General features: G+C 55.4%; 19 protein-coding genes. 5 read left to right on the top strand and 14 right to left on the bottom strand.

From position 1 onward, the window contains the following. Positions 1-3 precede the first annotated feature (3 nt). From DX909_RS06510 to DX909_RS06480, 7 genes are all read right to left on the bottom strand, one after another. Positions 4-351 (bottom strand): DUF4907 domain-containing protein, encoded by a 348-nt coding sequence (locus DX909_RS06510; RefSeq protein WP_128544344.1) that lies wholly within the window; start codon positions 349-351, stop codon positions 4-6. Next, positions 341-1,396, bottom strand: coding sequence for a Kelch repeat-containing protein (locus DX909_RS06505; protein WP_229310970.1), 1,056 nt, complete (start codon positions 1,394-1,396; stop codon positions 341-343). Before DX909_RS06505 ends, DX909_RS06510 begins: the two co-directional genes overlap by 11 nt. A 91-nt stretch (positions 1,397-1,487) precedes the next feature. Next, positions 1,488-1,955, bottom strand: coding sequence for a hypothetical protein (locus tag DX909_RS06500; RefSeq protein ID WP_128544342.1), 468 nt, complete (start codon positions 1,953-1,955; stop codon positions 1,488-1,490). 16 nt (positions 1,956-1,971) lie between these two features. After that, positions 1,972-2,958, bottom strand: a complete 987-nt coding sequence (locus tag DX909_RS06495) for a hypothetical protein (RefSeq protein WP_128544341.1) — start codon at positions 2,956-2,958, stop codon at positions 1,972-1,974. Between the two features lie 33 nt (positions 2,959-2,991). Then, positions 2,992-4,437 (bottom strand): S41 family peptidase, encoded by a 1,446-nt coding sequence (locus DX909_RS06490; RefSeq protein WP_128544340.1) that lies wholly within the window; start codon positions 4,435-4,437, stop codon positions 2,992-2,994. A gap of 49 nt (positions 4,438-4,486) precedes the next feature. Beyond that, positions 4,487-5,299 (bottom strand): PepSY-like domain-containing protein, encoded by an 813-nt coding sequence (locus DX909_RS06485; protein WP_128544339.1) that lies wholly within the window; start codon positions 5,297-5,299, stop codon positions 4,487-4,489. A 57-nt stretch (positions 5,300-5,356) separates the two neighbouring features. Then, positions 5,357-6,022, bottom strand: coding sequence for an SGNH/GDSL hydrolase family protein (locus DX909_RS06480; protein WP_128544338.1), 666 nt, complete (start codon positions 6,020-6,022; stop codon positions 5,357-5,359). A 190-nt stretch (positions 6,023-6,212) separates the two neighbouring features. Between DX909_RS06480 and DX909_RS06475 the strand changes: the two genes are divergently transcribed. Together DX909_RS06475 and DX909_RS06470 are read left to right on the top strand one after the other, a co-directional pair. Then, entirely contained in the window at positions 6,213-6,824 is a 612-nt protein-coding gene (locus tag DX909_RS06475) for an RNA polymerase sigma factor (RefSeq protein WP_128544337.1), read from the top strand. Then, positions 6,811-8,355: a putative outer membrane beta-barrel protein gene (locus tag DX909_RS06470; RefSeq protein ID WP_128544336.1), complete on the top strand. Its 1,545-nt coding sequence runs from the start codon at positions 6,811-6,813 to the stop codon at positions 8,353-8,355. Before DX909_RS06475 ends, DX909_RS06470 begins: the two co-directional genes overlap by 14 nt. A gap of 45 nt (positions 8,356-8,400) precedes the next feature. On the opposite strand, the gene DX909_RS06465 is transcribed toward DX909_RS06470, so the two are convergent. From DX909_RS06465 to DX909_RS06455, 3 genes are all read right to left on the bottom strand, one after another. Continuing rightward, entirely contained in the window at positions 8,401-9,600 is a 1,200-nt protein-coding gene (locus tag DX909_RS06465; protein WP_128544335.1) for a hypothetical protein, read from the bottom strand. 78 nt (positions 9,601-9,678) lie between these two features. Further along, on the bottom strand, positions 9,679-14,493 hold the full coding sequence (locus DX909_RS06460; protein WP_128544334.1) for a hypothetical protein: 4,815 nt from the start codon (positions 14,491-14,493) through the stop codon (positions 9,679-9,681). Between the two features lie 117 nt (positions 14,494-14,610). Next, positions 14,611-15,159, bottom strand: coding sequence for a helix-turn-helix transcriptional regulator (locus DX909_RS06455; protein WP_164851208.1), 549 nt, complete (start codon positions 15,157-15,159; stop codon positions 14,611-14,613). Positions 15,160-15,576: 417 nt separating this feature from the next. Between DX909_RS06455 and DX909_RS06450 the strand changes: the two genes are divergently transcribed. After that, the gene (locus DX909_RS06450; RefSeq protein ID WP_128544332.1) at positions 15,577-16,002 is read left to right on the top strand and encodes a DoxX family protein; all 426 of its coding nucleotides are present in this window, start codon (positions 15,577-15,579) and stop codon (positions 16,000-16,002) included. 43 nt (positions 16,003-16,045) lie between these two features. Here the strand turns inward: DX909_RS06450 and DX909_RS06445 are convergent, their stop codons facing one another. From DX909_RS06445 to DX909_RS06430, 4 genes are all read right to left on the bottom strand, one after another. After that, positions 16,046-17,242: an esterase gene (locus DX909_RS06445; protein ID WP_229310969.1), complete on the bottom strand. Its 1,197-nt coding sequence runs from the start codon at positions 17,240-17,242 to the stop codon at positions 16,046-16,048. A gap of 26 nt (positions 17,243-17,268) precedes the next feature. Beyond that, positions 17,269-17,856 (bottom strand): dioxygenase family protein, encoded by a 588-nt coding sequence (locus tag DX909_RS06440; RefSeq protein ID WP_128544331.1) that lies wholly within the window; start codon positions 17,854-17,856, stop codon positions 17,269-17,271. 62 nt (positions 17,857-17,918) lie between these two features. Continuing rightward, positions 17,919-18,572, bottom strand: coding sequence for a YceI family protein (locus DX909_RS06435; RefSeq protein ID WP_128544330.1), 654 nt, complete (start codon positions 18,570-18,572; stop codon positions 17,919-17,921). Positions 18,573-18,638: 66 nt separating this feature from the next. Then, a complete protein-coding gene (locus tag DX909_RS06430) occupies positions 18,639-21,338 on the bottom strand; it encodes a TonB-dependent receptor (protein WP_128544329.1) in 2,700 nt (899 codons plus the stop codon). 456 nt (positions 21,339-21,794) lie between these two features. Here DX909_RS06430 and DX909_RS06425 point away from each other — a divergent pair, with 456 nt between their 5' ends. Both DX909_RS06425 and DX909_RS06420 read left to right on the top strand, forming a co-directional pair. Continuing rightward, positions 21,795-22,859: a sensor histidine kinase gene (locus DX909_RS06425; RefSeq protein WP_128544328.1), complete on the top strand. Its 1,065-nt coding sequence runs from the start codon at positions 21,795-21,797 to the stop codon at positions 22,857-22,859. Then, positions 22,856-23,620 carry a LytR/AlgR family response regulator transcription factor gene (locus tag DX909_RS06420; RefSeq protein WP_128544327.1) on the top strand — a complete coding sequence of 255 codons (765 nt, stop codon included), beginning with the start codon at positions 22,856-22,858 and terminating at the stop codon, positions 23,618-23,620. The genes DX909_RS06425 and DX909_RS06420 overlap by 4 nt, the downstream gene beginning before the upstream one ends.

The raw sequence follows: 23,620 nt of genomic DNA, 5'->3' as shown, positions 1-23,620 counted from the left end.
AGGTTATTGGGGCAATACCTTCATCTGAACCAGTTCCTGACGGGAAACGGTCGGCGGAAACTGACCCTGCTGCAATTTCATAATGACTATTTTGCCCACCCGGCGGGCCTGCTCCACGTTCCGGAAATTCCGGCGTCCGGTTTCTCCGGGGATGGTTTCCTGATGAATCAGCGTGGACCCATTGGCCAGAATGTCATACCCCCAGCCGCCGGAAGCGGGAAAGATCCGGAGTTGGTAGAGTGGTTCACGCTGGTGCCGGAGGTAGGCGAAGATGATCCCGAAACCGAGCAGCCCGACCAGGAACTGACTGGTCAGCAGGCGGTTTCGGGAGGGCGCCGGCTTAGTTGTCATCGGTATCCTGCGTTACGTTGGGGTCAAATTCCCAAAGGTCGTCGAAGCGGCTGGTGCCGTTGCTGCCGGTGGTCACGTAGCCTTTTCCGCTGATGCTGAAGCCGAGGGCATACTGCCGTCCGGTGCCTTCAAAGGTGCCCAGTTCCAGCCAGTCGTCGGTGGCCGGGTCATATTCCCAGACCGTATTGCTGCCGTCGCCCAGCGTCACATACCCCCGCGAATCGACGGCAAAACCGACACCGTAGCTCCGCTGCACCGGCTCGTCGCTATCAAAATCGCCTTTTTCGATCCAGAGATCCTGGGCGGGGTCATAAGCCCACCAGTCTTTTTCGGCCGAGCCGTTGTTGTTACCGGTACCTACATACGCAAGCCCGTCGATCACGAAGCTGACCGCGCCGATCCGCTTGGCCCCACCATAGCTGGCGATTTTGGCCCACTGGTTGGTGGCCGGGTCATACGACCAGAAATCTTTCAGGTAGTTGCCGTCGAAACCCGTGCCGACGTATCCTTTGCTGCCGACCGAAAAAGCCACGGCATTCCGGCGGGCGGTGCCGCCGAAGTCGGCGATGCGTTTCCAACGGTTGGTGGCCGGATCGAACTCCCAGAAGTCTTTGAGCCGGTCGCTGTTGTCGTCGAGGCCGGTGCCGAGATAGCCCTTGTTCCCGGCCGAGAAGCCCACGGCGGCATTTCGGGCCACCCCGGCGAAGTCGGCCATCTGGGTCCAGGTGTTGCGGGCGGGGTCATAACCCCAGAAATCTTTCTGCCGTTCGTTGTCGGCATTGGCGCCGGTGCCGAGGTAGGCGATGTTTCCGACGACGAAACCGGCGGCCGCGTTGCGGGCGACGCCTTCAAAGTCGGACCGGCGTCGCCAGTCGCCCCGGAGGGCTACCGCATCGTCGTCCTGGCAAGCGGTCAGAAAACCGGCCCCCATGCCCAGTAACAGGGCGTATAGCCAGCCCGCAAACCGGGAGGGCCGGAGGAAAGCCCGGAGAGAAATTACCGCAGATGAAATAGCTTCGGCTAAAGGATTGAGTCTGATTTTCACATTCATAGGGGATGAGTGATAAAAAGTGAGGAAAAGGAACAACCCGTTATCCACGGTCGGGCGGGTAACGGGGCACGGAAACGCATCGGAATTAATGGACTGGAATCAGGTTATAGATGGTTTTCACCGAAATGCTGGTGCCGTTCAGGGAGGTACTTTCCGTCAGGAACCAGAAGCTGAAGCCGGTTTCGGAAAGGCTCAGAACCGTGAAGTGGTTTTTACCGTCGAGCAGGAGGTTGTCGGCTTCCCCGGCGAACTGCCACGTGCCGTCGATGGTGTCGGAGATGTCCTGCATCGTGTAAGTCCCGTCGGACCGGAAGACCAGCCGGAGCGAGGAAAGGTCGGTATCGTTGTCGCTGCGGCCTTTTTCGTAAAACTGGTAGGAAATACGGTCGTAGGCCGATTCGGCCGACTGCACTTCCCAGGTTCGGCTGAGCAGGGTGCTTTTCGTTTGGGGAGCCGGCTCGTTTTCAGGGGCGCAGGCGGCCATGACCAGCAGGACCATCCAGCACGAGAGCCGGGAAACGCTTAGGGAGGAACCCTTGGAGGAACGATTCATTACGGGGAAAATAGAGTTAGAGTGGTATCGGTTTGGGTGAGTTGCCCCGGACTTTGAAGATCCCGGGCATTTTTTTGAGATCGTAGCGGAGGGAATAGGAATACCGGATGGAGACACCGATGCTCCATCCGCTGCCGTCGGCGCTCAGGAGGGCGGATCGGGGTTCGCCGGAATTGATCCGGTAGCTCAGGTCGGTGGTCAGGGAGTTGCCCAACCCCCAGTATTTTCGGGTAAACAGGCTCATTTCCGCCCGACCGCCCATTTTGAAACTATATTCGGCCGATAATTCGGCCAGACCCGAAAGCCGGGGGCTGACGGTGGTCAGGCCGGTCATCCGGACGGTATCGACGCGGGGCGGTCCCGTCGGGCGGAATCCGCCATAGCTGTATTGATACCCCTCGACCCGGAACCGGCTCACCTGCCGGCCGTCGTTCGGTACCAGCCCGATGCCGGCGCTCAGCCAGAAACCGGCCCGTCTGGCGGCCCGGCTGCCGAACCGCATCAGCCGTTTTCCGCGAAGGATCAGCGTATGTTTATTGTTTTCGAATCGGAGGGTGAGCGGGTTGGAACTGCCCCCGATCAGCAGCGTATTGTGCAGCGGCATCCAGGCATAGCCGGCTTCGACGGCCCAGCGTTCGGAACCTGCCCAGCCGACCAGCGCACTCCATCCGGTGCGGGTGGTGGCCCGGGTGCCGAGCAGGTTCCCAAACGTCCGGCTGAGCGATCCCCGGTCGGACCGGAACCCGCCTTCCGCAGCCAGATACCAGCGTTCACGAATGTAGGCTTCGCCGTAGCGGGCCACCAGCTGTTCCAGTGAAACCCGGCAGGGGCGCTGTTTCCGGAATGGCCGGCCGGCCGCGGGTTCCTCGGTCAGGCGGTGTTCGGGTTCGGAGAGGTAGGTACCTGCCCGCTCCCCCGGAGGCCGGTAATAATCCGGTACGCCCTGGGCGAAGCCCGAAACCGCCGAAACGGAAAGCCAGAACACGGTTAGAGATCGTCTCATGGTCGGAAGAAGTAAATTCTGCCTACCGGTCCATCAAAAGTTTAACTTAAGCGTTTTCAACGCTTTCACCATCCGTCCTCCGGCGGCTTTCCGCTCGATGGAGGAGGTGAGTGCCGGAAGCGGGTTTGTTTCCGCCACCGCCCGACGGGCCGGCCGGCTTCCGGTGATCCGGAACAGCGCTTCGTTCAGCAGAGCCTCCCGGACGTCGCCGAGCGGCAGCAGGTTGATCGGCTCCTCCACTTCGATGTCGGGTTTGAAACCGGCCGAGTAGTCCGACTGCCCGAGGCTGTTGAACGACTTGAACACGATCGGCTGCATCCCCCATTTGATCCTGCCGGTATCGTCGGTGATGGTAATGGACCCGACGTTCTTGCCGTAGGTGGTTTCCCCGATGGTCGTGACCGTCATATACGGCCTGAGGCCGTTGATAACCAGCTCGCTGGCCGATGCCGTATGCCCGGTCGTCAGCACGAACACCCGGTTCAGGCTGCTGCCGATGTTCTGGGATTTGGTCACAAACCGCTGGACGAAAAACGCATCGCCGTATTCCTGCTGCAGGAGCGGGGTCAGCGTCTGGTTCCATTCCTCCCGGAAATAGACCTTGCTGTTGTCGATACCTTTCCCGATCAGGCTGGCGAGGTTGGCCGACGAGCTTGTATAGCCGCCCGGATTGTAGCGCAGGTCCAGCACCAGTTCATTGACCCCTTTCGCCTTGAATTCGTTGAAAACTGCATCCACTTTTTGGTCGTATTCGTCGCCGTTGCTGCCGTTGGGCGCCGGATTGAACTGATTGTAAACCAGATAACCGACGGTCCTGCCGTTGACGGTATAGACCGAATCCAACAGGACGGGGTCTTCCTGGAACACCGTGGCCGTCACCGTGCGGGTTTCGTCGGTATCGACCAGCGCCTGGTTGCTGACCTGCGCCAGTTTGAAGGTAAAGCGGGTCGGATCGAACAGCAGGCTGCTGTAGTTGCTGCGGTTCAGGCGCTGGCCGTTGACCTGATAGATGATGTCGCCCCGTTTCAGACCGGCTTTATCGGCCGGTGAGCCGGGCAGCACGTAAAGCACCTGGGCGATGACTTCCTCAGAATTCTGGGCGCGCAGGTAGAGCGTGAATTCCATGCCGGTCGTGGTGGTTTCCCCGCTCAGCGAAGCGGAAAGGGCAGCCCCGTCTTCTTCAATCCAAGAAAACCGGTCGCCGTCGGGCCGGACCGATGCGTCGTAGGAATACAGGATCGACTCGAAAAAGGCGTCGGGCGAAAGGGTCAGATCCGGATTCGACGGAATCTTGTCGTTCCAGTAATAGACCTCCTTCATGTTCTCCAGAATCCACTCGTTGACCGTCTGGTTTTCGGAGGGGGAGGTGGTATCTTGGGGAGCGACCACTTCGCTCCCCCGGTTGCAGGCCGATACCATGACTCCTGCCGAAAGAACCAGAAACCACCGTGCCAGGTTACTTTGCGTGCTGATTTTCATCGGTTTTTCAGGTTGTATGTGTTGGTTGTACCCGGGGGTGGCCGGCGGCTTAGTGCCGTTCTTTCACCACCTGTTTGAAGGTACCGTCGGCGTTGAACAGCAGCACCACCGGTCGCCCGCCGGCCGGCTGCACCCAGACCGCAATCTGACCATCGGCGTTTTTAGCGGCCTGTTTGATGGTCGAGTTCGCGTAGTTCGTCGTGACGTACGAGGTAACCGAAGCCGGCAGGTCCGCTACCGCCACCGCCGTGAAGTTGCCCTTGACGGGTTTCTGCACTTCCTTATTGAAGGTGCCGTCGTTGTTGAACAGCAGCGTTTTAGGCTGTTGATCCAGCACGATCATGACGATATAGCCCCGGGTACTGTCTTTAGCGGCCGTTTTAATTTCCGCTCCCGCGTAGTTGGTATTGATATAGCTGGTGATGGTTGCGGGCAGGTCGGTCACGGCGATCTGCGTCAGGCTGCCTTTCTTTCCGCCACCCCCGTGCGGCCCGCGCTTCCGGTCGCCTTTCAGGGCCAGTGCCTCGTTGAAGGAGCCGTCGGCATTGAACAGCAGCGCCTTCTTCTCTCCTTTCTGGGTAATAGCCACCAGAAAATTACCCTGATCGTCTTTGGCGGCATACTCGATCGTCGCTCCGGTGTACGTCTTGCTGATGTATTCGGTTACGGCGGCCGGCAGGGCGGAAGTTTCGATTTTGGTAATTTTCTGTTTGCAGAAGAAACCGGCGCTGTCGGACGCCAGCCTTGCCGAACTGGGGGTCGTGGTGGTCGATGCATCCGGACTCACTCCCTGCTGATTCTGATCGCATCCAAATAAGCCCAGTCCAATGCATGCGAGTGCAATAAAAAGCGGTTTTTTCATGATTTTGAAGGAATTGTTTACTTGTTGGGTAGTTGAAAATTGCTTTAATTGAGATGATTACGTGTCCAGAGTCAGGCGCCCGGTGGAGATCGTCGGTTCTTCCCGATAAAAGTCGAAGAGCCGTCGACCGATGAGTTCATGACTGACGGCGTTGAGCCGTTCGCGGTCGTCGGGTATAAAATATTCTTCGCGCGGCTCGACGAGCCACTGCGTATCGAATACCCGAAAACCGTTTCGTTTTCCTGCTTCCCTCAGCAGGGCACTGCCTTTTTTCCGCAGCCAGCCGCTGACCGGCTCCAGGTGCGGGAAGGGGGTGAGCAGAATGACCTTCCGGCGGTGTCTCCACAAGACCCGGAAGATGGCGGCCAGATGGTGCTGCACTTCCTGAAGAGCCGGAACGCGCCCGACGAAGGAGGTGATGCTTAGTGCGCCCAGCCGGACATATTCACTCAGGCGTTCCGTCGGCGTGGGCCGAAGCGGGAGCCGGGGGTGCCGCAGGTGGCGGTTGGCTACCTGGAGTATGATGAGGTCATAGCGACCGAGAGGAACCTGCTGCAGCACTTCGGCGACCGTCCCCAGCGCCAGCGGAGCATGGTAGGTCACCACCACTTCCTGGCCGCACCGCTCCAGCCGGCGGACGAACTGGTCGATGTAACTCTGCCGGGAGTGCAGCCCGTAGTCGTAATGAAGACTATCGGCAATGACTAACAGTTGAAATTTCATCGGAATGGTTCGACGATTTATCCGCCATTACTCGATGAATCCGGCTGTCGTTGCAGGGGTCGGTGAAAAAAAAGCGGAATTCGGCCGGATCGGAAAAAGATAAAAAAAAGTGGCCGGGAGCTGCAACGAACGGCCGGTTCCCGGCGTATTGGATAAACATGAGTGAATCATTTACTTAATTACCAAGGCCTTGCTGTTCCGAAAGCGCCCCTCTTTTGCGGAGAACGACCTGGAGAGTGTGATAGAAGCCTGCCGCTCGCATGACGCCCAGGCTCAGCGGGTATTGTTCAAAAAATTTTACGGGTATGCCAAGAGTATCTGCCTGCGGTATTCAGCCACCGTGGAGGAGGCTGAGGAGGTACTGAATGAAAGCTTTCTGAAAGTGTTTCAGCGGCTTCATCAATACGATGCAACGCATCCCTTCAAGGCCTGGCTCAGGACGATTCTGATCAACACGTCCATCAGTTATTACCGAAAATACCATAAGCTGGATATCAGCACCAATCTGGAAGCAGGGCAGGACGTACCGTTTGACGACAATGTGATCGACCGGATTTCGGCCGATGAGATTCTGGCGCTGGTCCAGCAACTGCCGCCGGCCTACCGAACCGTGTTTTCGATGCACGTGGTGGACGGCTACAGCCTGCGGGAGATCGCCGAGGTGCTTCAAAGTAATGAAGCCACCATCCGTTCCCATTTTCTGCGATCCCGCCAGCGCCTTCAGCAGGCCATCCGGTCTGCCTATCCGCACCTTTTTCCATCTGATCCAGCGATTCCAGTTCGTTACCATGAAAACAGATAAATTTGGGGAATCTATACGAGAGAAACTGGAGGGCGTAGACCCTCCCTTCCGCGAAAAGGATTGGCTGCAACTCCGTTCATTTCTGCGTCGGCACGGCGTGCCCTCCATTGGCGGAGGCCTACAATGGCTGATGCCTGCCGTCAGTGCGGCTACGGTGGCCGGTCTGGTCATCACTTCCGTCTGGCAATACCGGACCAATCAGGAACTGAGCCGGAAAGTCGACACCCTACGGGATACGGTCGCGATCCTTCAGCGGGAGCTGCCGGCCGAAATACGCCCGGATACCGTCTATATCGTTCAAGAGGTTCCGGCCGCTGGGGCGACCCCCTCTGCCGATTTGCCTTCTTTGCCTTTGGAGGATCGAAGGGTCCAGCCCCGAACGCAGCTTCCGCCCACCGACGGCGCGGCTGAACGGTTTGCCGACCAGACAAACCGCTACCCGGAAACCCAGGCTGACCGCCGGAATTCGCAGCCCTCGGGACCCGCGGAGCCGCTGCGGCCGGTCACGGAACCGGAGCGTGGCCTTGCTGCGAATGCTCCCAATCAAAACACCGGGTCATCCGGTGCGGACCGGAACGGCACGGTCCGCGAGCCGCTGCGTTCCGAAAGCGACCGGCCGACCTATCCCGGCAGCGGACGCACTCCTAACCAACTGGATCCCAACCGGCCGAATGGGGCTGATCCCGGCTTTAACCACTCCGGCTCCCTCGTGGAGGATGCCCGGGATGCCCGACCGGACCTGTACGGCGGCAATGCGGCTCCGTCGGAAAACCGGACCGCCCTGGTGGTAGAGCCTTTGGCCGGCCGGCCGCTTTCCTTTGATTCTTCGTATTTTGTCGAGACCTACCGTCGGCAGTCACGGAGCATTCGGCCTTCGGCTTCGGCGCTGGGCAGTTCGTCCGCTCCTGCCGTTCAACCGGTGGTCGAAGAACCCTCCCGACTGGTGCGGTTCCGGTTGGGGCCGAGTACGGAGCTGGGCCTGGGCCAGTGGAATATCGGGCTGGCCGGAGAGGTGCTGGTGGGTGAGCATCTGGTACTGGGTGTAGGGCTGAACCGGCTTAAAATCTCGGGTGATCAGTTCCTGACGGACATCCAGTTCAACGTCCGGACCAAGATGGATTTCCGGCACAAGTACGGGAATGTCGTGCCGGTCGACCCGCGATTCGAGATCATGGACATCAACCGGAGGGCCGCCAGCTGGCAGCTGCCGCTGACCCTGGGGTACCGGCTTCCGATGGGGAACCGTTTGTATATCATCCCGGCGGTAGGGGCGAGCCTAAGCCTTCAACCCCGTGAGTACATCGGCTTTACCCATCGGGTGGGGCCGTATGACTTCAAGCAGAAGGAATTCTATTCAGATAGCGACAAAAAGTATTATAACAGTTGGCAGTGGAGCATCGGGATTGAAAAAGCGCTAAGCCACTGGGCGTTTCAGGCCAGCCCCTACATCTGGACGCCCTTCCGTACCCGACCTAACAGCCTGAACCAGATGTCGGCCGGCGTGCGGCTCAAGGTGATGTATCAGTTTTGAAGAGTAGACGTAGTAAAACTCAGCTGGGCGGGATGTTCGAATACTTTATGAGAACAACCCGCCCAGCAGAGTTTTTAATTGAAAATAATTGAACATGACGACCGGACTTTTGCCCAGAAAGAACAAGTCAGGTACAATGAATGACACGCAGGTGGCAAGAAAGGATAATTTATTTAGGTTTTCAGAACCTCGACTTTTATAGCACCAAAACATGGCAATAATTAGAAGAGGAAAAGTATAGGTCATACTACGAGTAACATCGATTACACAGTAGGAAATAATAGTAGAAGCTGAAAATATTATTCCCAAGGTTAAGAGCAGCTTGAGGTTCCGATCCTTAAAAAGCAAAAATCCTAAGCGTATAATAAATATCCAATAACCTTCGAATACCCCAATTAATGAAAAAGGCATTGCTTGCATATTTATTAAAATCATCTTTGGTCCGACGAGTGCATTGAATCCCATAGGTGTATGCATATCATAAGTAAAAGATAAAAACTGTCGGGCGCTAATATAGATCATAAGGGAAAATGGATATAATATAGCAAATGGAGATATTTTTATGCTATCTTTATTTTGAGGGAAGTTATAATGATACATCAAATCCCATAATAACAAACAAGGAGAGATAATAATGGCACGTTCATCCGTCCAATAAGCAAAAGAAAGTAATATAAATGTTAAAAAGTACTTTTTATTAACAATCCCAATCATCCCGGCCAATAATAGAAAATACGCGAACCCGTCAAACCAGCCATAAGTATCCCAGAAGAAAGCATTTCCAAGATAGAATAGTGACGTTCCGAGTGTGCAGAGAAAGGAAAATAGAGCATCTTTTGTGATGGAATAAATAAGATGAGCAAAAAGGTAGAAGAAGAGTAAGCCCAATAAATGTTGAATAGCAAAAAGAGTTATGATTTTGCCAAGAGCTGTTTTAAAAGGTGAGATTTTTCCCAAAAAAATCGGGGTCAATCGAAAAGTTCTTTTGGATTGATGGGAAGTTATTTTATGAAGGTGTACGCTAAATGGATCCTGGATCTGCTGGTAGAGGGCAGTCCAGTTATATTCAAAGTCTTTGAACTCCGGGTGAAAGCTAGTATGCGAACAGAAGCTATAATAGTCCGGATTATTCAAAAGCAAACATAAAAAGCAACATAAAAAAGAAGTCTTTACCTTCCAACGACGGCCAAAAAATAAATCATATATAGAAGAAATTAATCTATTATTCGCAATTTGATTTTCCATGGATAACAATTAAAAGGATGAGCAAAATTTGCGGTTTCAATAACTTGATTCCGCAAATTTTGCCTATACAAACAAATATTAATTTATTAAAATTAAGTGCAAAAAGTTTCCTTTAAGTGGAACATCAAGCATCTTATCGCCAAGATCAACCTTTAACTGCTTGGTAATATTAGGAGGGCAGTAAGGGTCAAATGTCCATATCACTCGACGTCCGTTTGCAGAATTTCGCAATTGCATTACCATAGGCTTATAATCCTTCGCATTTAACAGAATGGCATGCTCAGGGGCTTCTCTCCAGGAATTTCCGTTATCTTCAGAGTACCTTATGTATTTCCATTCGGGCTCTGAGGTTCCTAAAAACTGTAAAGCCTTCAAAGCCTTATCCTTGCCGACATGGGCGGCATCATACCCAATTAAGGGGGTTGCAGGTTTTCTGGGGCTGGCTTCAGAGATATAGTTAAACGGCGTACCAGGGATGGTCGGATTCCATGAAATGATATCGTTACCGGTAATCGCATTCGGGTCGTCTGTCCAGAAACTATAGTTATTCCAGAATACCAAGCCTATTCCCCGAACCATCATGTCGAAGGCAAATATTTCAGGCGCGATTAAACCACAGCTACTATGCCCGATTTTGGTAAGAATTCCCTGTGGATTGGTTGTAATATGTTCCCATTGGTAGCTGTTCTGACCTCCGGCAGGACCACCTGCATATTCTCGCCAAGGCCAGAGAAAACCGATTGGCCGGCGTCCAGGGTCCTGTTTTAGCATGATATCGACTTCATGTAGTTTGACATAGGGAACGTCGACCTCATTAACCGTTTGGGGATAAAATTGTATCAATTGCTGCATTCCAATGCTATGAAATGATTTTCCGGCAAACCGGTTTTCATAGAATCGGTCGGGTGTTCCGTTAAATCTATTTCGAGCTTCAGCCTGGTTCTGGTATCGTTGGACAAAATTGGAGAAGTTCATTGGATCGCGCTGACCTCCTTCCGCAGGTGAAAAATTCCGGATAATCCCATAGCGAACATTAGCCTGGCCATATCCACCGAATAACAGCACATTTCGGTTATCTCCCTCGTTAATCTCCCTTAATCGTTCATACATTCCGATATAGGCCGGACTCTCATAAGGAAGGTGTCCCTCCTCCATCTGGTCAATCTGAAGGCGAGCAAAACGAGAACCAAGATGTTCAGCTACCCTTCTTCCCTGATCAAAAGAACTGGGATTAAAGGATTCTCCAATTTGTGCCAGGGCATTATTGTAGCCGCTAATTCCAGGTATTTCCTGCCTTTCATGATCTGCTGCTGAAGAAAGGTTAAAAACATTCCATCCTTTTTGCCGATGCTCTTCCAGGGAAAAGTTTTTCCCTTCCTGAACAAGACCACCGTAGTATTTACCCATCGGTGTCGGTATTGCCGGCAACGGGGCATCTTTAACGGCTTGAGCACACCAGGTATTGGTTTTAAGTAACCATTCAGGTTGGAGCGGTAGTAATACCCCGTTTCCAATCGGCTGCTCCCCAGGAATGGCGGTTCTTGGATCCTGCGTGTCAATAATTTCCTGATGCCAGCTTAAAATCAGATTGGGGATCTGGTCATCATGCTGTGTTAGATTTTCTACTCGCTGATAGCCGTTTACAGTAGAAACAGGGGCTTTGGAAATCAGTTTATCAATAACAAACTTTCCGTTGACAGGAAGTTTGTAACCGTTCAATGCCTGTCCTACATACGTATCATTGACAAAGTAAAGAGCCCTGTACTCCCCGCCAGGGCCGGAATAATTGGAAATATCCGTGATGGAAATAGTGCCATTCTCCGGCGATGACTTTGAAATGAAAAACTGGTCCCGGCGGGTACCTGCCCGGCCCATTGGCTGGTAGGAACTGGTTGAATTGCATCCGTTTATCGTGACCCCTACCTGAGCCGTTTTGACAGTGCAACCGCTTTTTGCGGCCGAAACTGAATAGGTTACCGTTCCGTTTGCGTTTTGTGCTGTGGTGGTTACCTGCTGACCGCTTTGACCCGTATTCCAGCTATAAGCGACGTTTCCGCAGTCATTTCCTGTACAAGGTGCGTTCAGGGTAATAGCTGCTCCGCAGGATGCGCTGGCCGTATTTGCGGTAGCCGAGACGTTAAAATTACAACCCGAAATCGAGGCACAACTGTAAGTCTTCGCTCCACTGTTCAGGCCCTGACTTGTACCGCTGAAGCGAGCCTCCACCACATGGGTGCCTCCGGTCTGGAAACCCGCCGGCACCGGCCAGCTGAAGCCGTGGTTGCCGTTGTCACCCAGGGCCACGGCCAGATCGTGGCGGTACTGATTGGCCGGCACCGTGCCGGCCAGCGTGCCGTCGATGTAGAAATCGACGCTGATGAGCGTGTTCGGCCGGGCGCGGTCGGCGGCCCAGCCGTTGACGCTGGTGCAGCCGGCATTGTCGATGTGGCCTTCTCCGTTGATCGGGGCACTGCTACCGCAGCCGGACACGGTCAATGTCGTCTGGGCGGTTTTGCTGGTACAGCCGGCTTTCGAAGCCGTCACTGAATAGGTGACGCTGGTGTTGCTCGCCGGTGCCGTGGTGGTGATCTGCTGACTGTTCTGGCCTGTATTCCAGCTGTAGGAAACACTGCCGCAATCTGTCCCTGTGCATGGAGCGTTCAGGGTGACACCGGCTCCACAGGCGGGTGTGCCGGTGCTGGCCGTAGCCGAGACGGCGAAGTTGCAGTTGGTGGAGGTGCCGGTACAGGCAAAGGTCCTGGGCCCACTGTTCAAACCCTGAGACGTGCTACCATACCGAGCCTCAACCGTGTGGTTGCCGCCGGTCTGGAATCCCGCCGGGACCGGCCAGCTGAAGCCGTGGTTTCCGTTGTCTCCCAGGTAGCCGGCAATGTCACCCCGGTACTGGCCGGCAGTCGTCGAGCCGGCAAAGGCACCGTCGATATAAAAGTCGACCGGGATCGACGTGTTCAAGCGTGCCCGATCGGCTGCCCAGCCATTCACGGTCGAGCAACTGGCATTATCGATATGCCCCTCTCCACTGATCACCTGGACCGGCGAAGGGCACCCGTTCACGGTAATGATCGTCTGAGCGGTTTTAGCCGAACAGCCTGTCCGGGTTGCCGTCACCGTATAGGTAACACTGGAATTGGTGGTTGGGGCAGTCTGGCTAACCTGCTGGCCGGATTGGCTGGTGTTCCAGCTGTAATTGATTCCACTACAGTCTGGTCCGGTGCAGGGCGCATTCAGGGTAAAGCCGGCCCCACAAGCGGGCGTAGCCGTGCTGGCGGTAGCACTGACGCTGAAGTTACAACCCGATACCGAGGCACAGCTGTAGGTCTTGGGGCCGCTGTTCAATCCTTGGGTGGAGCCTGAAAAACGGGCTTCCACTACATGACTGCCGCCGGCCTGAAAGCCCGTGGGTACTGACCAGTTAAAACCATGATTGCCGTTATCGCCCAGAGCCACCGCCAGATCGTTGCGATACTGGTTGGCCGGCACCGTACCGGCCAGGGTGCCGTCGATGTAGAAGTCAACGCTGACGGCCGTGTTGGGACGGCCGCGGTCGGCGGCCCAGCCGCTAATGGTCGAACAGCCGGCGTTGTCGATGTGGCCTTCGCCGTTGAGTAGGGGACTGTTGCCGCTACTGCCGCAGCCCGAAACGGTCAGCGTCGTCTGGGCGGTTTTGGCCGTACAGCCGGCTTTAGAGGCCGTTACCGAATACGTGACGCTGGTGTTGCTGGCGGGGGCGGTGATGTTGATCTGCTGCCCATTCTGGCCGTTGTTCCAGGTATAGGAAACACTGCCGCAGTCGGTTCCGGTACAGGGGGCGTTCAACGAGACCCCGGCTCCACAGGAGGGGGTAGCGGTATTGAGTGTCGCCGAAACGGCAAAATTGCAGGCGGAAACCGTGGCGCAAGTATAGGTTTTCGGACCACTGTTCAGCCCCTGAGAGGTTCCGCCGAATCGGGCTTCTACGGTGTGATTGCCCCCCGTCTGAAATCCGGCCGGGACCGACCAGCTGAAGCCGTGGTTTCCGTTGTCGCCCAGATAACCGGCTATGTCGTTTCGGTAATTCGACGCGGTGGTGGAGCCGGCATAAGTTCCATCGATGTAAAAATCGACCGGGATCGAGGTATTGAGATTGTTCCGGTCGGCGGCCCAGCCGTTCACGCCTGAGCAACCTGCATTATCGATATGGCCTTCTCCGTTGGAAACGGCCGCGATCCGGGCCGCCCGGGAATCCGGCTCCGCGGAGGCCTGGAACCGGAGCGTCAACCGGCTTTTTTCTATATACAGACTGTTCCCATCTGTCCGGTCCGAGCCGCGCAACAACCGGAAGGTTGCATCCGGAACGTGCCGTGAAAACCGGCCTGCTATGGTATAGGTAACAATAGGATGGGAGGGAGAGAGTTGGCCCTGCACCCCGTCCACGTAGGTACCGCCGGTCGATTCGAAACCCTCGGGAAAAATCACACGCAGCCGGAAGGCGTCAAAGCCGGGAAGGGTGGCAAGAAGGCCCGGATGCAAGGCCCGGTACTGGGCGGTAATGGTCAGCATCAACGGCTGCCCGACCCGAATCCGAGCCTCGGACGCAGTCAGGGTGAACCGAATCGGGTCAAGATCGCGCACCCCACCGCCGAACCGCGTAGTATACGGCGTAAAAGGCGTCGGTTTGAGGAATTCGCCCGCAAAACCGGGAATGGTCCCTGTCCTGATTCGATTCACGTCCATACTTAAAGAGCCGTCGTTCGACGGTTTAAATCGATCCGAGGCTGAAAAAGAGGTGCAGATGTTAACAGTTTTAAAAGACTGTAAACAAAGAGTTAAAACTAATAATAAATTGGTAAAAAAATGGCGATATCGCCCTGCAAGGTAGAGACTTCTCTTCATTTTAACAAAGGGAAAACCGTGTTTTAATTCACGGCAAAACTCTCCTGGTTTTCTCCTTTATTAATGAGCGAGGATGGAGCGTAAGGTAGGGTTGGTTCCTTAATTTGGTAACTGAACTTACTCTTTGGTCGACAAGATCGTTACGCTGTTTTTCATGATAAAACGCAGCAGCGACCCCGGCCCCCCGTTCACATACAGCTTGGCCGAGATGCTGGTTTTGTGGTTCTCCACGGTCTTCGGGCTGATGTTCAGCTCCATTGCCGTTTCGGAGGTCGATTTGCCTTCAGCCAGTTTACGAAGGACTTCCTTTTCGCGCTCACTGAGTTCTTTCCAGCCGGGAAACGGGTCAGGAAGAGCGTGTTTAGGGAGGGAGGGTAGCAGACGTTTTCGCAGGGAAATGCTTTGGAGACAGAGCGGTAGGTCGTGAAAGCCGCAGATGACATCCGGCTTCAGACTGTGAATCAGGCGGTCGGCAGACTCTTTTTCCATCGCCGTGTTATCAACCAGCACCAGCAGGCGAAGGTCCGGCTGAATCAGCCTCAGGTCGTCGATCAGTTCGAATAGATCGGACTCAGCGAAGGTACTGTCGGCCAGTACCCAGTCCGCCCGTCGGCGTTCCAGCATCGAGACCGCGTCCAGCCTGCTGAAGACGATCCGGCTCTGCACCGAAATTTCTTTCGCAATACTGGAAACATAAGAGGCAATAAAACGATTGGAAACGATACCTAATATAGAAACAGGTATACTTCTATAACTAAATGGTTGCATCAGGCCTCCGAATAAAATAAAGGCGCTAAATGTATAAAAGATTTCAAAATCAGTATGAATCAGGATCAAATTCTCTAAAAAATTCCATTTTAAAATTTAGATATATCCGCAAGAAAACTTATTTAAAAATTTGATGAATAGCCCCTGAATCTCTTAATAAGAATGATTTAACTGTAAATAAAAAGACGGCTTTCAGGCCGTCTTCCGAAGAAAGGATTACTGGAGCCTATCATTGATCTGTACCCGTTCCCTGAACAGATGAGGCTCAGAAGTGTTTATTGGGAAAATACCCTCATTCAGTAAAATGGTCTTTCTATGAAACCACTATTAGGAACCAGTGCGAAGCCGTCGGGAGTGCAGATCTGGCTGTTGTTTTTGCGTATCGGGGTTGCAGGGCTCATGCTGACGCATGGTGTCCCCAAGCTGACCAAGATCCTGAACGGCAATTTCGAATTCGCCGACCCCATCGGCATCGGCACCGCCCCTTCACTGGTTTTGTCCATGCTGGCCGAATTCGGCGGCTCGCTGCTCCTGCTGATCGGGTTTCAAACCCGTCTGGCGGCTCTTCTGCTGATAATCAATATGCTGGTGGTCATCTTCTTCGCCCATTCCGCCGATCCCTTCTTCAAAAGGGAAATGCCCATCCTGTACCTCCTGATTTACGGGACGCTGTTTTTTCTTGGGGCCGGTAAATATTCGGTGGACGGACGGGGAAACAACAACCGCCTGACCCGGTACTGAACCGACGTTTACCGGATAGGGTTCGCGGGGTAAAACCCTGGCTTTATTGGTTTTTAGCCTTCCATAAACCGGGCAGGAAGCGGTAATACAGGAGGTGCCGCCAGGTGCTCCAGTCGTGGGCGCCGTCCCCTCCCACGTAGTATTCGTGCCGGACGTTGTGCTTCTGCAGGGCTTCGTGCAGGGCCACCGCCCGCCGTCCGATGGTGTTGACTTCATGCGTGCCCTGGCCGATGAACAGAAAATCGACCTTCCGGTTTACGTCGGGATCGTTCAGAAAGTCGGCGCTGTTTTTTTCCGTGTCGGGATCCCCCGAACTCAGGCAGCCGAAGGAACTGAACAGATCGAGGCATTTGAAACCGACCAGCTGCGTATGCCGTCCGCCCATCGAAAGTCCGGCCAGCGCCCGGCTTCGGCGGTCGGCCCGGGTGCTGTAATTTTTGTCGACAAACGGGACGATGTGCTTCCGAAGCTCCTGCTCGAACAGCGGAAAGGACCGTTCCAGATGGCGCGGGTCCATCCGGTGAACCACCTGATTGTTAGGCATGGCGATGATCATCGGCTCGGCCTTTCCCTCCGCAATCAGATTGTCGGCAATGAAATTAGCCCGGCCGTCCAGCGACCAGGTCGAGGCCAGTTCCCCGCTGCCGCCCAGCAGGTACAGCACCGGATATTTCTTTTTCGGTGAATAACCGGGAGGGGTATATACGTAAACTTCGCGTTCGCCATTCAGCACGTCGGAATGGTAGACGTGCCGCGTCACCGTTCCGTGCGGCACGTTCCGGGCATCGTAATAGGCCGGTCCGTCGCCGTGTACCACGAGTTGGCTGTAGCCGGGCTGGTCGGAAAAGCCGGTCAGGGTATTGTTCGGGTCGACCACCGTCACCCCGTCCACGATCAGTCGGTAGACGTACATGTCCGGTTTGACCGGCCCCACCGTCAGCGTCCACAGGCTGTCGGTTTCCTTCCGGAACGGGATCGGCTGGTCGGCCTTCAGCGCGAGCAGGATCGGTCCGCCGGTCAACTGCACCTGCCTGGCTTCCGGCGCTTTCAGCCGGAAGGTCACCCGGTGGTCGTCGTGGACTTCCGGTGAGATGACGTTCGCACCGAACGGATTCAGGTTCTGGCTGTTTTTCTGGGGATTCCAGTCGAGGTTCACGTGGGCCTGCTGGGCGTGGGCGGTAAAAAAAACGGCTCCCGTCAGCAGACCGAGAGCCAGACCGAAGCGTATAGACTTCATCATGCAGGGCGGTAAAAGTTTGTAAGGGATCAGGTATTCAGCACAAAGGTATAACTGGCCGTGTTGGGCTCGTCTTTCCGGGGAAACTCCAGCAGCAGGGCCGGGTTGAAGATGCGGTCCCGGCGGTTTTGGGGTTCTTTCGGAAAATAAAGCTGCGTGGTCAGAATGGGCCGGTTCGGTGCCTGTACTTTTACGTGGAAATGCCGGGTGCGGCCGGGGTAGAGTCCGGGAACGATGGTTTCCAGCCGGAAATTGCCGGCCTTGTCGGTGTATTGATGCCCCCGGAACCGGAAGCCGGTATGGTCGTAATTCCCCGAATCGTCGGCGTGCCACCAGTCCAGCAGGGCATGGGCGACCGGTTCGCAGCGGGTATTCAGCACCCGGCCGGTCAGCACCAGCGTGGTGCCGGAGGCTCCTTTTTCCAGCAGGCTGGAGCGTTCGGGCGAAGCAGGTTTGAAGTAGGGGCCTTCCGTCTGGGACGGGGTCGGATCGTCGTGATCGTCGCAGGGTGGAGTGGGAGGGAGCCGCCGGGGCTTCGATCCGAATCCGGACGAGAAAAAAGAGAGAAAAGGAAGGGCCGTCAGTATAGCGACAAACCCGCGTCGTGTCGTTTCCATTGGGTTGTCAGTCAGTTGGTTCGTTGAGCGGTTTTATACCGACGGCCGTTCCGGAAGCAGGCTTACATCGGTTTCGATTTCTTGGCGAACAGCTTCAGGTCGAGCGTAAAGTTATCGTCGATGATCTTGTCGGCCGCAGTGCCGATGATGGCGGCCCGGTATTTGATGTCGAACGGAATCCGGTTGACTTCCAGTTGGGCCGAAGCCTCGACGTCCTCGTTCGTGATTTTCACCACGGCCGGGAAGGTCAGCGGGTTCGTGTTGCCCTTGATGGTCATGTCGCCCGTGACCGTATAGTTCGGCTCACCGGCTTTGGCGTTGGCAATTGGGGTTACCTTCGTGATCTTGAACGTAGCCGTCGGGTTTTTCTCCACGGCGAAGAAGTCGTCGGACTTCAGGTGGTTGACCACGCGCTCGTTGTTCTTGTTCTCGGTCAGGGTCGTCACGTCGGCGACGAAGGTACCGCCGGTCAGTTTATTTCCGTTGGCCGTAATCTCCCCTTTGGAAAGTTTCATGTTCCCCGTGTGTTCGCCCCCCACCTTTTTGGCATTCCAGACCAGTGTGCTCTTTTCGGTATCGACGGAATAGGTGGTTGTTTTCGCGACGGCCTTGCCCGGTCCACGGTCGTTCCCTCCGGCGGTTGCGGTTTGCATGATCGGGCTGCCTGCCAGCAAAGCAACGGCTAAAAGCCCGGCGACGAATGGTTTGGTTCTCATAATAGAAGGAAAGGTTTTAGATGGAAAAAGGTACTGATTTTGAGTTTCATTTCAAAGTTTCTGGAATCATTGCCGCGGACGTCCGCCACCCTGGCCGCCCTGTTGCTGCTGGGGCTGGGCCGCACCGCCCGCGTCGCTGTCGCCACCGCTCTTGACGTCGTCGTTGTTGATGGATTTCCGGCGACGGCCGATGCTGAAGCCCGAGCCGTCGAAGCTCATCTTGCCGAGACGGTAGCTGAAGTTCACCCGGACGCCGGCGTTATACATGCTGTTGACGCTGTACTGGGAGAGAATCGGAGAACTTGACTCCGACCGAACCTTGAACGGGTGATTGAAGAAGTTTTCGGCGGCTATCCCGATGCTGCCCCGTTTGTTGTTGAAATCCTTCTTGACGCCGAGGTTATAGAAGGCGAAGCTGCCCTGGTAGCCCTGAAGCGTGATCTGACGGCCCCGACCGCCCCCGAAGCCCTGGATGCCCCAGCCGTTCTTCAGGGTTACGTTCGTGAACAGCCGGCCCGACACCACCCAGCCCTGGTTCGACGCGCCGTAGATGCCGATGTCGTTGTTGTTGGTCAGGAAGGTGTGATACAGGTCGAGGCCCCCGCCGATCTGCCATTTCGAGAACAGCGTTACGTTCGTGAACAGGTTGACCCCGTAGGCATCCTCGTAGCCGATGTTCTGGTAGGTCGTATTGATGATCTGCTGATACACCGGGTTCGTCACGTTGCCGATGTTGCGCGTGGCCGTATCGCGGACGCTGGTGATGTTGTTGTTCGACCGGCGGGCAAACAGGGTGGCGTTCAGATAGAATTTCTTGATCTGACCGCTCATCCCCAGTTCGACGTTGTCGGTGTATTCGGGCCGGAGGTAGGGGTTCCCCTGGCTGATGTTGGTCGGGTTGGCCGAGTTGATGTTCGGGTTCAGGAACTGGATACCGGGCCGCTGAATCCGGCGGTTATAGCCCACCTTGATGATCTTGCCGCCCTTGATGGACTTGGAGAGGTTTACGCTCGGTACAAAAACACCGTAGTCCGGAATGTCGCTGAGCTGACCGCCGTCCTGCTCCTGACTGAAGCGGGCGTTGATGAACGTATATTCATACCGGCCGCCGGCCTTGAAGGTCCATTTGGTTTTGCTGGCATACGTATAGGCCACATAGGCAGCGGTGATGTTCTGGTCGTAGTCCAGGGTGTTGGCCGGCTGGAGCGAGCTGACCTGGTAGTTTTCGTTGTCGCCGTTGGCGATGTAATACTTATAATCGCTGTTCACGTTCCGGAAAATGCCCTTCCCGCCGAACTCCAGCAGCTGATTTCGCCGGAGGGGGGTCTGGTAGTCGATCTGGAGGGTCGATTCCTGATTGTAGCTCAGGTTGTCGTTCCGCTGGCGGCCCGTGATCGTGTGCATATCGACGCCGTTGAGCAGGTCGGCCACGAAGTTGTTCGTGTTGTTGTTGCGGCTGTAAAGCCCCAGAACGCTCAGTTCCTGGTTGGTCTTGTAGGTCTTGGTGTAGCTGACGTTGGCGTCGACGGTTCCCGACAGATTCTTGGATTCGACGTTCCGGCCCGAGATACTCGACAGCAGGCCGATGAAGGTCTGGGTCTGGAGGTTGTTCTGGACGTTGATCATGTTCCGGATACCGTACCGGACGCTGGCCGAAAGGGCGGTGTTCTTGTCGATGTCGTAATCCCAGCCGAACTGGTAGTTTCCGAAAATGCCGTGGTTGCGGGTGTCGGCCGTCTGAACGGTCGTGGTGGTGCGGTACTGGCCGAAGGTGGTCTGGTTGTTATAGAAGGCCCCTTTCACGTTGTACATGGCCCGACCGAAACCGCCGAGGTTGAACCCCATCTTACCCTGCCGGTAGCTGGCGTTAAGGTTCAGGTTCGAACTGCGGTTCCCCGTTCCCAGGTCGAAATTCAGCGTGGCGCCCTGAAGGGTGTTCTTTTTCGTAATGATGTTGATGATCCCGGCCGATCCTTCCGCGTCGTATTTGGCCGAAGGGGAGGTGATGACCTCCACCGATTTGATCATGTCGGCGGGAATCTGCTTGAGAGCGTCGGCCACGCTGCTGGCGACGATCGTGGAGGGCTTGTTGTTGATCAGCACCCGCACGTTCTGGCTGCCCCGCAGGCTGACGTTGCCGTCGAGGTCGACGGTCAGCATCGGCACCTTCCGCATAATGTCGGTGGCGTCCCCGCCCTTGGCGGCAATATCCTTGTCGGCGTTGTAAACCAGCCGGTCCACTTTTTCCTCGATCAGCGCGGCCTGGCCCGTGACGGTCACTTCGTTCAGCGTCCGGACGTCCTGCGACAGCTTCACGACGCCTACGTTGATGTCGGAGCCTTTTTCTATTTTAATGATAGCGGAGGTCTTATTCTGGTAACCCAGGAAGGAATACTGAAGCCGGTATTCGCCGGGCGCAAGCCGGTTCAGGGTAAATTTCCCTTTGCCGTCGGCCGTGGTTCCGTCGACGGGTTTGCCGGTTTTCGTATTGAGGAGGGCGATGGTGGCGTATTCGACCGGTTTGCTGGACGTGGAGTCCATCAGGATACCGGAGATTTTGCCGTTCCCGCGCGGCTGGTCGTCGTCGGCCGTACCGGGAATGAAGGTCTTTTCTTTCTGATCACCCTGTCCGGGCTGTCCGAACCGGCCCTGACCGCCCCGCGAGCCTCCTCCTCCGCCGGGACCACCCATGGGGAACTGGGCAAAGGAGGGCAGTACTGCCAGAAACATCAGACTGAAGAACAGGAGGCTGGAAAGCTTTTTCATGTCGGGACGCGATTTGGAAATAAAAAGCAGTTCAAAACAACAGCCTTATTGCAACATAAAAAAACACAATAGACTAAGGAGCCACGAACATCGCCGGTTCCCGGTTTTTTACCGATGAATCCGAAACGCCTGTTTTCCAATCGGCAGGAAAACAGGCGTTTTATACGGAGAATGGCCGGGTTTCAGGTCTGGGAGAGGTTAATAGGCAAAATTGGGCCATTGGTCGGGACAGCCGGGCAATTAGTCGATTTGACTTCCCGGAATCATCGATTGTGTCGTAAGATTGCATTGCGATTAGGCGTTACATTCGGTGCAGGCCTATCCTGACGGGTCTCACCTAGATATAATGTCGAATTTTTATAGAGATGGTAGTTGGACAACCTGGTTGCATTGAGACCAGGTTGTTTTGTACTTTTCCGAAAAACCTGAACGCTACCGTAAATCAATCCTATCCCAATGGCATTCATCAAACTGCGTCGCGACTTTCCTCTGTTGATCCACATGCTGGGTTGGGGGCTTCTGGGCTTTGCGCTGCTCGTCTATCAGCCACTGAGCTGGGAGGTTTCCATGCCTACGCTTTTCTGGGTCAAACAGGGAATCTACTTTAGCCTTCTGATCGGCGCTTTTTACCTGAACTCCAAGGTTCTGGTGCCGCGGCTGCTGTTCCGCGACCGGAACTCCCTGTATATCCTTTCCGTTCTGGGAACCGCTACGCTGGTCATCCTGTGTCTCTGGGGCGTCGAACGCGGCTTTAACCTCTCGGAACTGGTCCATAAGGCATTTCATCCCGACGGCGGAGGGCGCGTCAAGCGGTACGGCTGGGTTCAGCCAAGTATCCTGACGACGCTGCTGATCCTTGGTACCAGCACCAGCGTCGCCGTCGTGCAGAAATGGCAGGACGACGCCCAGCTGCGCCAGAGCCTCGAACAGGCCCGGATCGGTTCCGAACTGCTGTTTCTGAAGGCGCAGATCAACCCGCACTTTTTCTTCAATACCCTGAATAATATTTACGCCCTGACGCTGATCGACGTCGAAGCCGCCCGCGAAGCCCTGCACCGGCTTTCGCGCATGATGCGGTACGTCCTGTATGAAACCGGCAGCGACACTACCACCCTCAGCAAGGAAATTTCCTTCGTTCAGGATTATATCCAGCTCATGCAGCTCCGCCTGACCGACAAGGTGAACGTGACGCTCGAACAGCCTAAACCGCTCAGCGACGTGCCGGTCGCTCCCATGCTGCTTTTGCCTTTCGTGGAAAATGCCTTCAAGCACGGGGTCAGCGCCCTACTGCCCAGCCGCATCTTTATCGGCATCCGCCAGCAGGGACAGCAATTGGAAATGGAGGTACGAAACACGATCTTTCCGGAGAAAAACCCCTCGCTGGAAATGGGCAACGGCATCGGTCTTGCCAATACGCGCCGTCGGCTCGATCTGCTGTACCCTGACCGGTACCAGTTGTCGGTGATTCCCGAGACGAGGGATCACGAGTACCTGGTTCACCTGTCACTCAATCTGTCATGACCTTGAATTGCATTGCCGTCGACGACGAACCCCTGGCCCTGGGCCTGGTTTGCACGTTTATCGAAAAAACGCCTTTCCTGAACCTTATCGGCCGGTACAGCAGCGCAGTGGAAGCGCTTCAGGCCCTGCATGCCGAGCCTATAGACCTGGTCTTTCTGGATATTCAGATGCCCGACCTGACCGGCATGGAACTGGCGCGGGTGATGGAGAAAAATCCGACGGGAACGAGTCCGCGCATTATCTTCACCACGGCTTACAATCATTTTGCCCTGGAGGGTTACCGGGTGGATGCGCTGGATTACCTGCTGAAACCGTTCAACTATGAGGAGTTTCTGCGGGCCGCCAATAAGGCAAGAACCTATTTCGATCTGATCAACCGCAATACCGCTCCGGCCCTGGCTCCGGCGGCCGCCCCCGAACCTGAAGACGAATACCTGTTTCTGAAGGTCGAATACCACCTGGTCCGGATCGCCTTCAATGATATTCTGTATATCGAAGGGCTGAAAGACTATGTTAAAGTCCACCTCCGGAAAGACCGGTCCGAGGGAGTGAACCGGCCGCTTCTTTCCCTAACGAGCCTGAAGGCACTGGAAGACAAGCTGCCTCCCCGGCGGTTCATGCGGGTTCACCGCTCGTTCATCGTGGCGCTGGACAAAATCGAAGCCGTAACGCGCAACACCATCCAGATCGGTCAGGCCACCATTCCGGTGAGTGATCAGTACAAGGATGCCTTCAATCAGTTTCTCAGCCGCTGGTCCTGA

It is taken from the genome of Larkinella soli, from assembly GCF_003703975.1.
GTDB lineage: Bacteria > Bacteroidota > Bacteroidia > Cytophagales > Spirosomataceae > Larkinella > Larkinella soli.
This window is presented reverse-complemented; position numbering and strand designations above follow the sequence as displayed.

What these genes read in the sequence shown, in the direction of transcription:
- DX909_RS06425 (WP_128544328.1), top strand. Translation starts at nt 21,795, where the DNA reads ATGGCATTCATCAAACTGCGTCGCGACTTTCCTCTGTTGATCCACATG.
- DX909_RS06465 (WP_128544335.1), bottom strand. Translation starts at nt 9,600, where the DNA reads ATGGAAAATCAAATTGCGAATAATAGATTAATTTCTTCTATATATGAT.
- DX909_RS06435 (WP_128544330.1), bottom strand. Translation starts at nt 18,572, where the DNA reads ATGAGAACCAAACCATTCGTCGCCGGGCTTTTAGCCGTTGCTTTGCTG.
- DX909_RS06490 (WP_128544340.1), bottom strand. Translation starts at nt 4,437, where the DNA reads ATGAAAATCAGCACGCAAAGTAACCTGGCACGGTGGTTTCTGGTTCTT.
- DX909_RS06445 (WP_229310969.1), bottom strand. Translation starts at nt 17,242, where the DNA reads ATGATGAAGTCTATACGCTTCGGTCTGGCTCTCGGTCTGCTGACGGGA.
- DX909_RS06420 (WP_128544327.1), top strand. Translation starts at nt 22,856, where the DNA reads ATGACCTTGAATTGCATTGCCGTCGACGACGAACCCCTGGCCCTGGGC.
- DX909_RS06450 (WP_128544332.1), top strand. Translation starts at nt 15,577, where the DNA reads ATGAAACCACTATTAGGAACCAGTGCGAAGCCGTCGGGAGTGCAGATC.
- DX909_RS06510 (WP_128544344.1), bottom strand. Translation starts at nt 351, where the DNA reads ATGACAACTAAGCCGGCGCCCTCCCGAAACCGCCTGCTGACCAGTCAG.
- DX909_RS06470 (WP_128544336.1), top strand. Translation starts at nt 6,811, where the DNA reads ATGAAAACAGATAAATTTGGGGAATCTATACGAGAGAAACTGGAGGGC.
- DX909_RS06480 (WP_128544338.1), bottom strand. Translation starts at nt 6,022, where the DNA reads ATGAAATTTCAACTGTTAGTCATTGCCGATAGTCTTCATTACGACTAC.
- DX909_RS06460 (WP_128544334.1), bottom strand. Translation starts at nt 14,493, where the DNA reads ATGAAGAGAAGTCTCTACCTTGCAGGGCGATATCGCCATTTTTTTACC.
- DX909_RS06500 (WP_128544342.1), bottom strand. Translation starts at nt 1,955, where the DNA reads ATGAATCGTTCCTCCAAGGGTTCCTCCCTAAGCGTTTCCCGGCTCTCG.
- DX909_RS06430 (WP_128544329.1), bottom strand. Translation starts at nt 21,338, where the DNA reads ATGAAAAAGCTTTCCAGCCTCCTGTTCTTCAGTCTGATGTTTCTGGCA.
- DX909_RS06485 (WP_128544339.1), bottom strand. Translation starts at nt 5,299, where the DNA reads ATGAAAAAACCGCTTTTTATTGCACTCGCATGCATTGGACTGGGCTTA.
- DX909_RS06440 (WP_128544331.1), bottom strand. Translation starts at nt 17,856, where the DNA reads ATGGAAACGACACGACGCGGGTTTGTCGCTATACTGACGGCCCTTCCT.
- DX909_RS06495 (WP_128544341.1), bottom strand. Translation starts at nt 2,958, where the DNA reads ATGAGACGATCTCTAACCGTGTTCTGGCTTTCCGTTTCGGCGGTTTCG.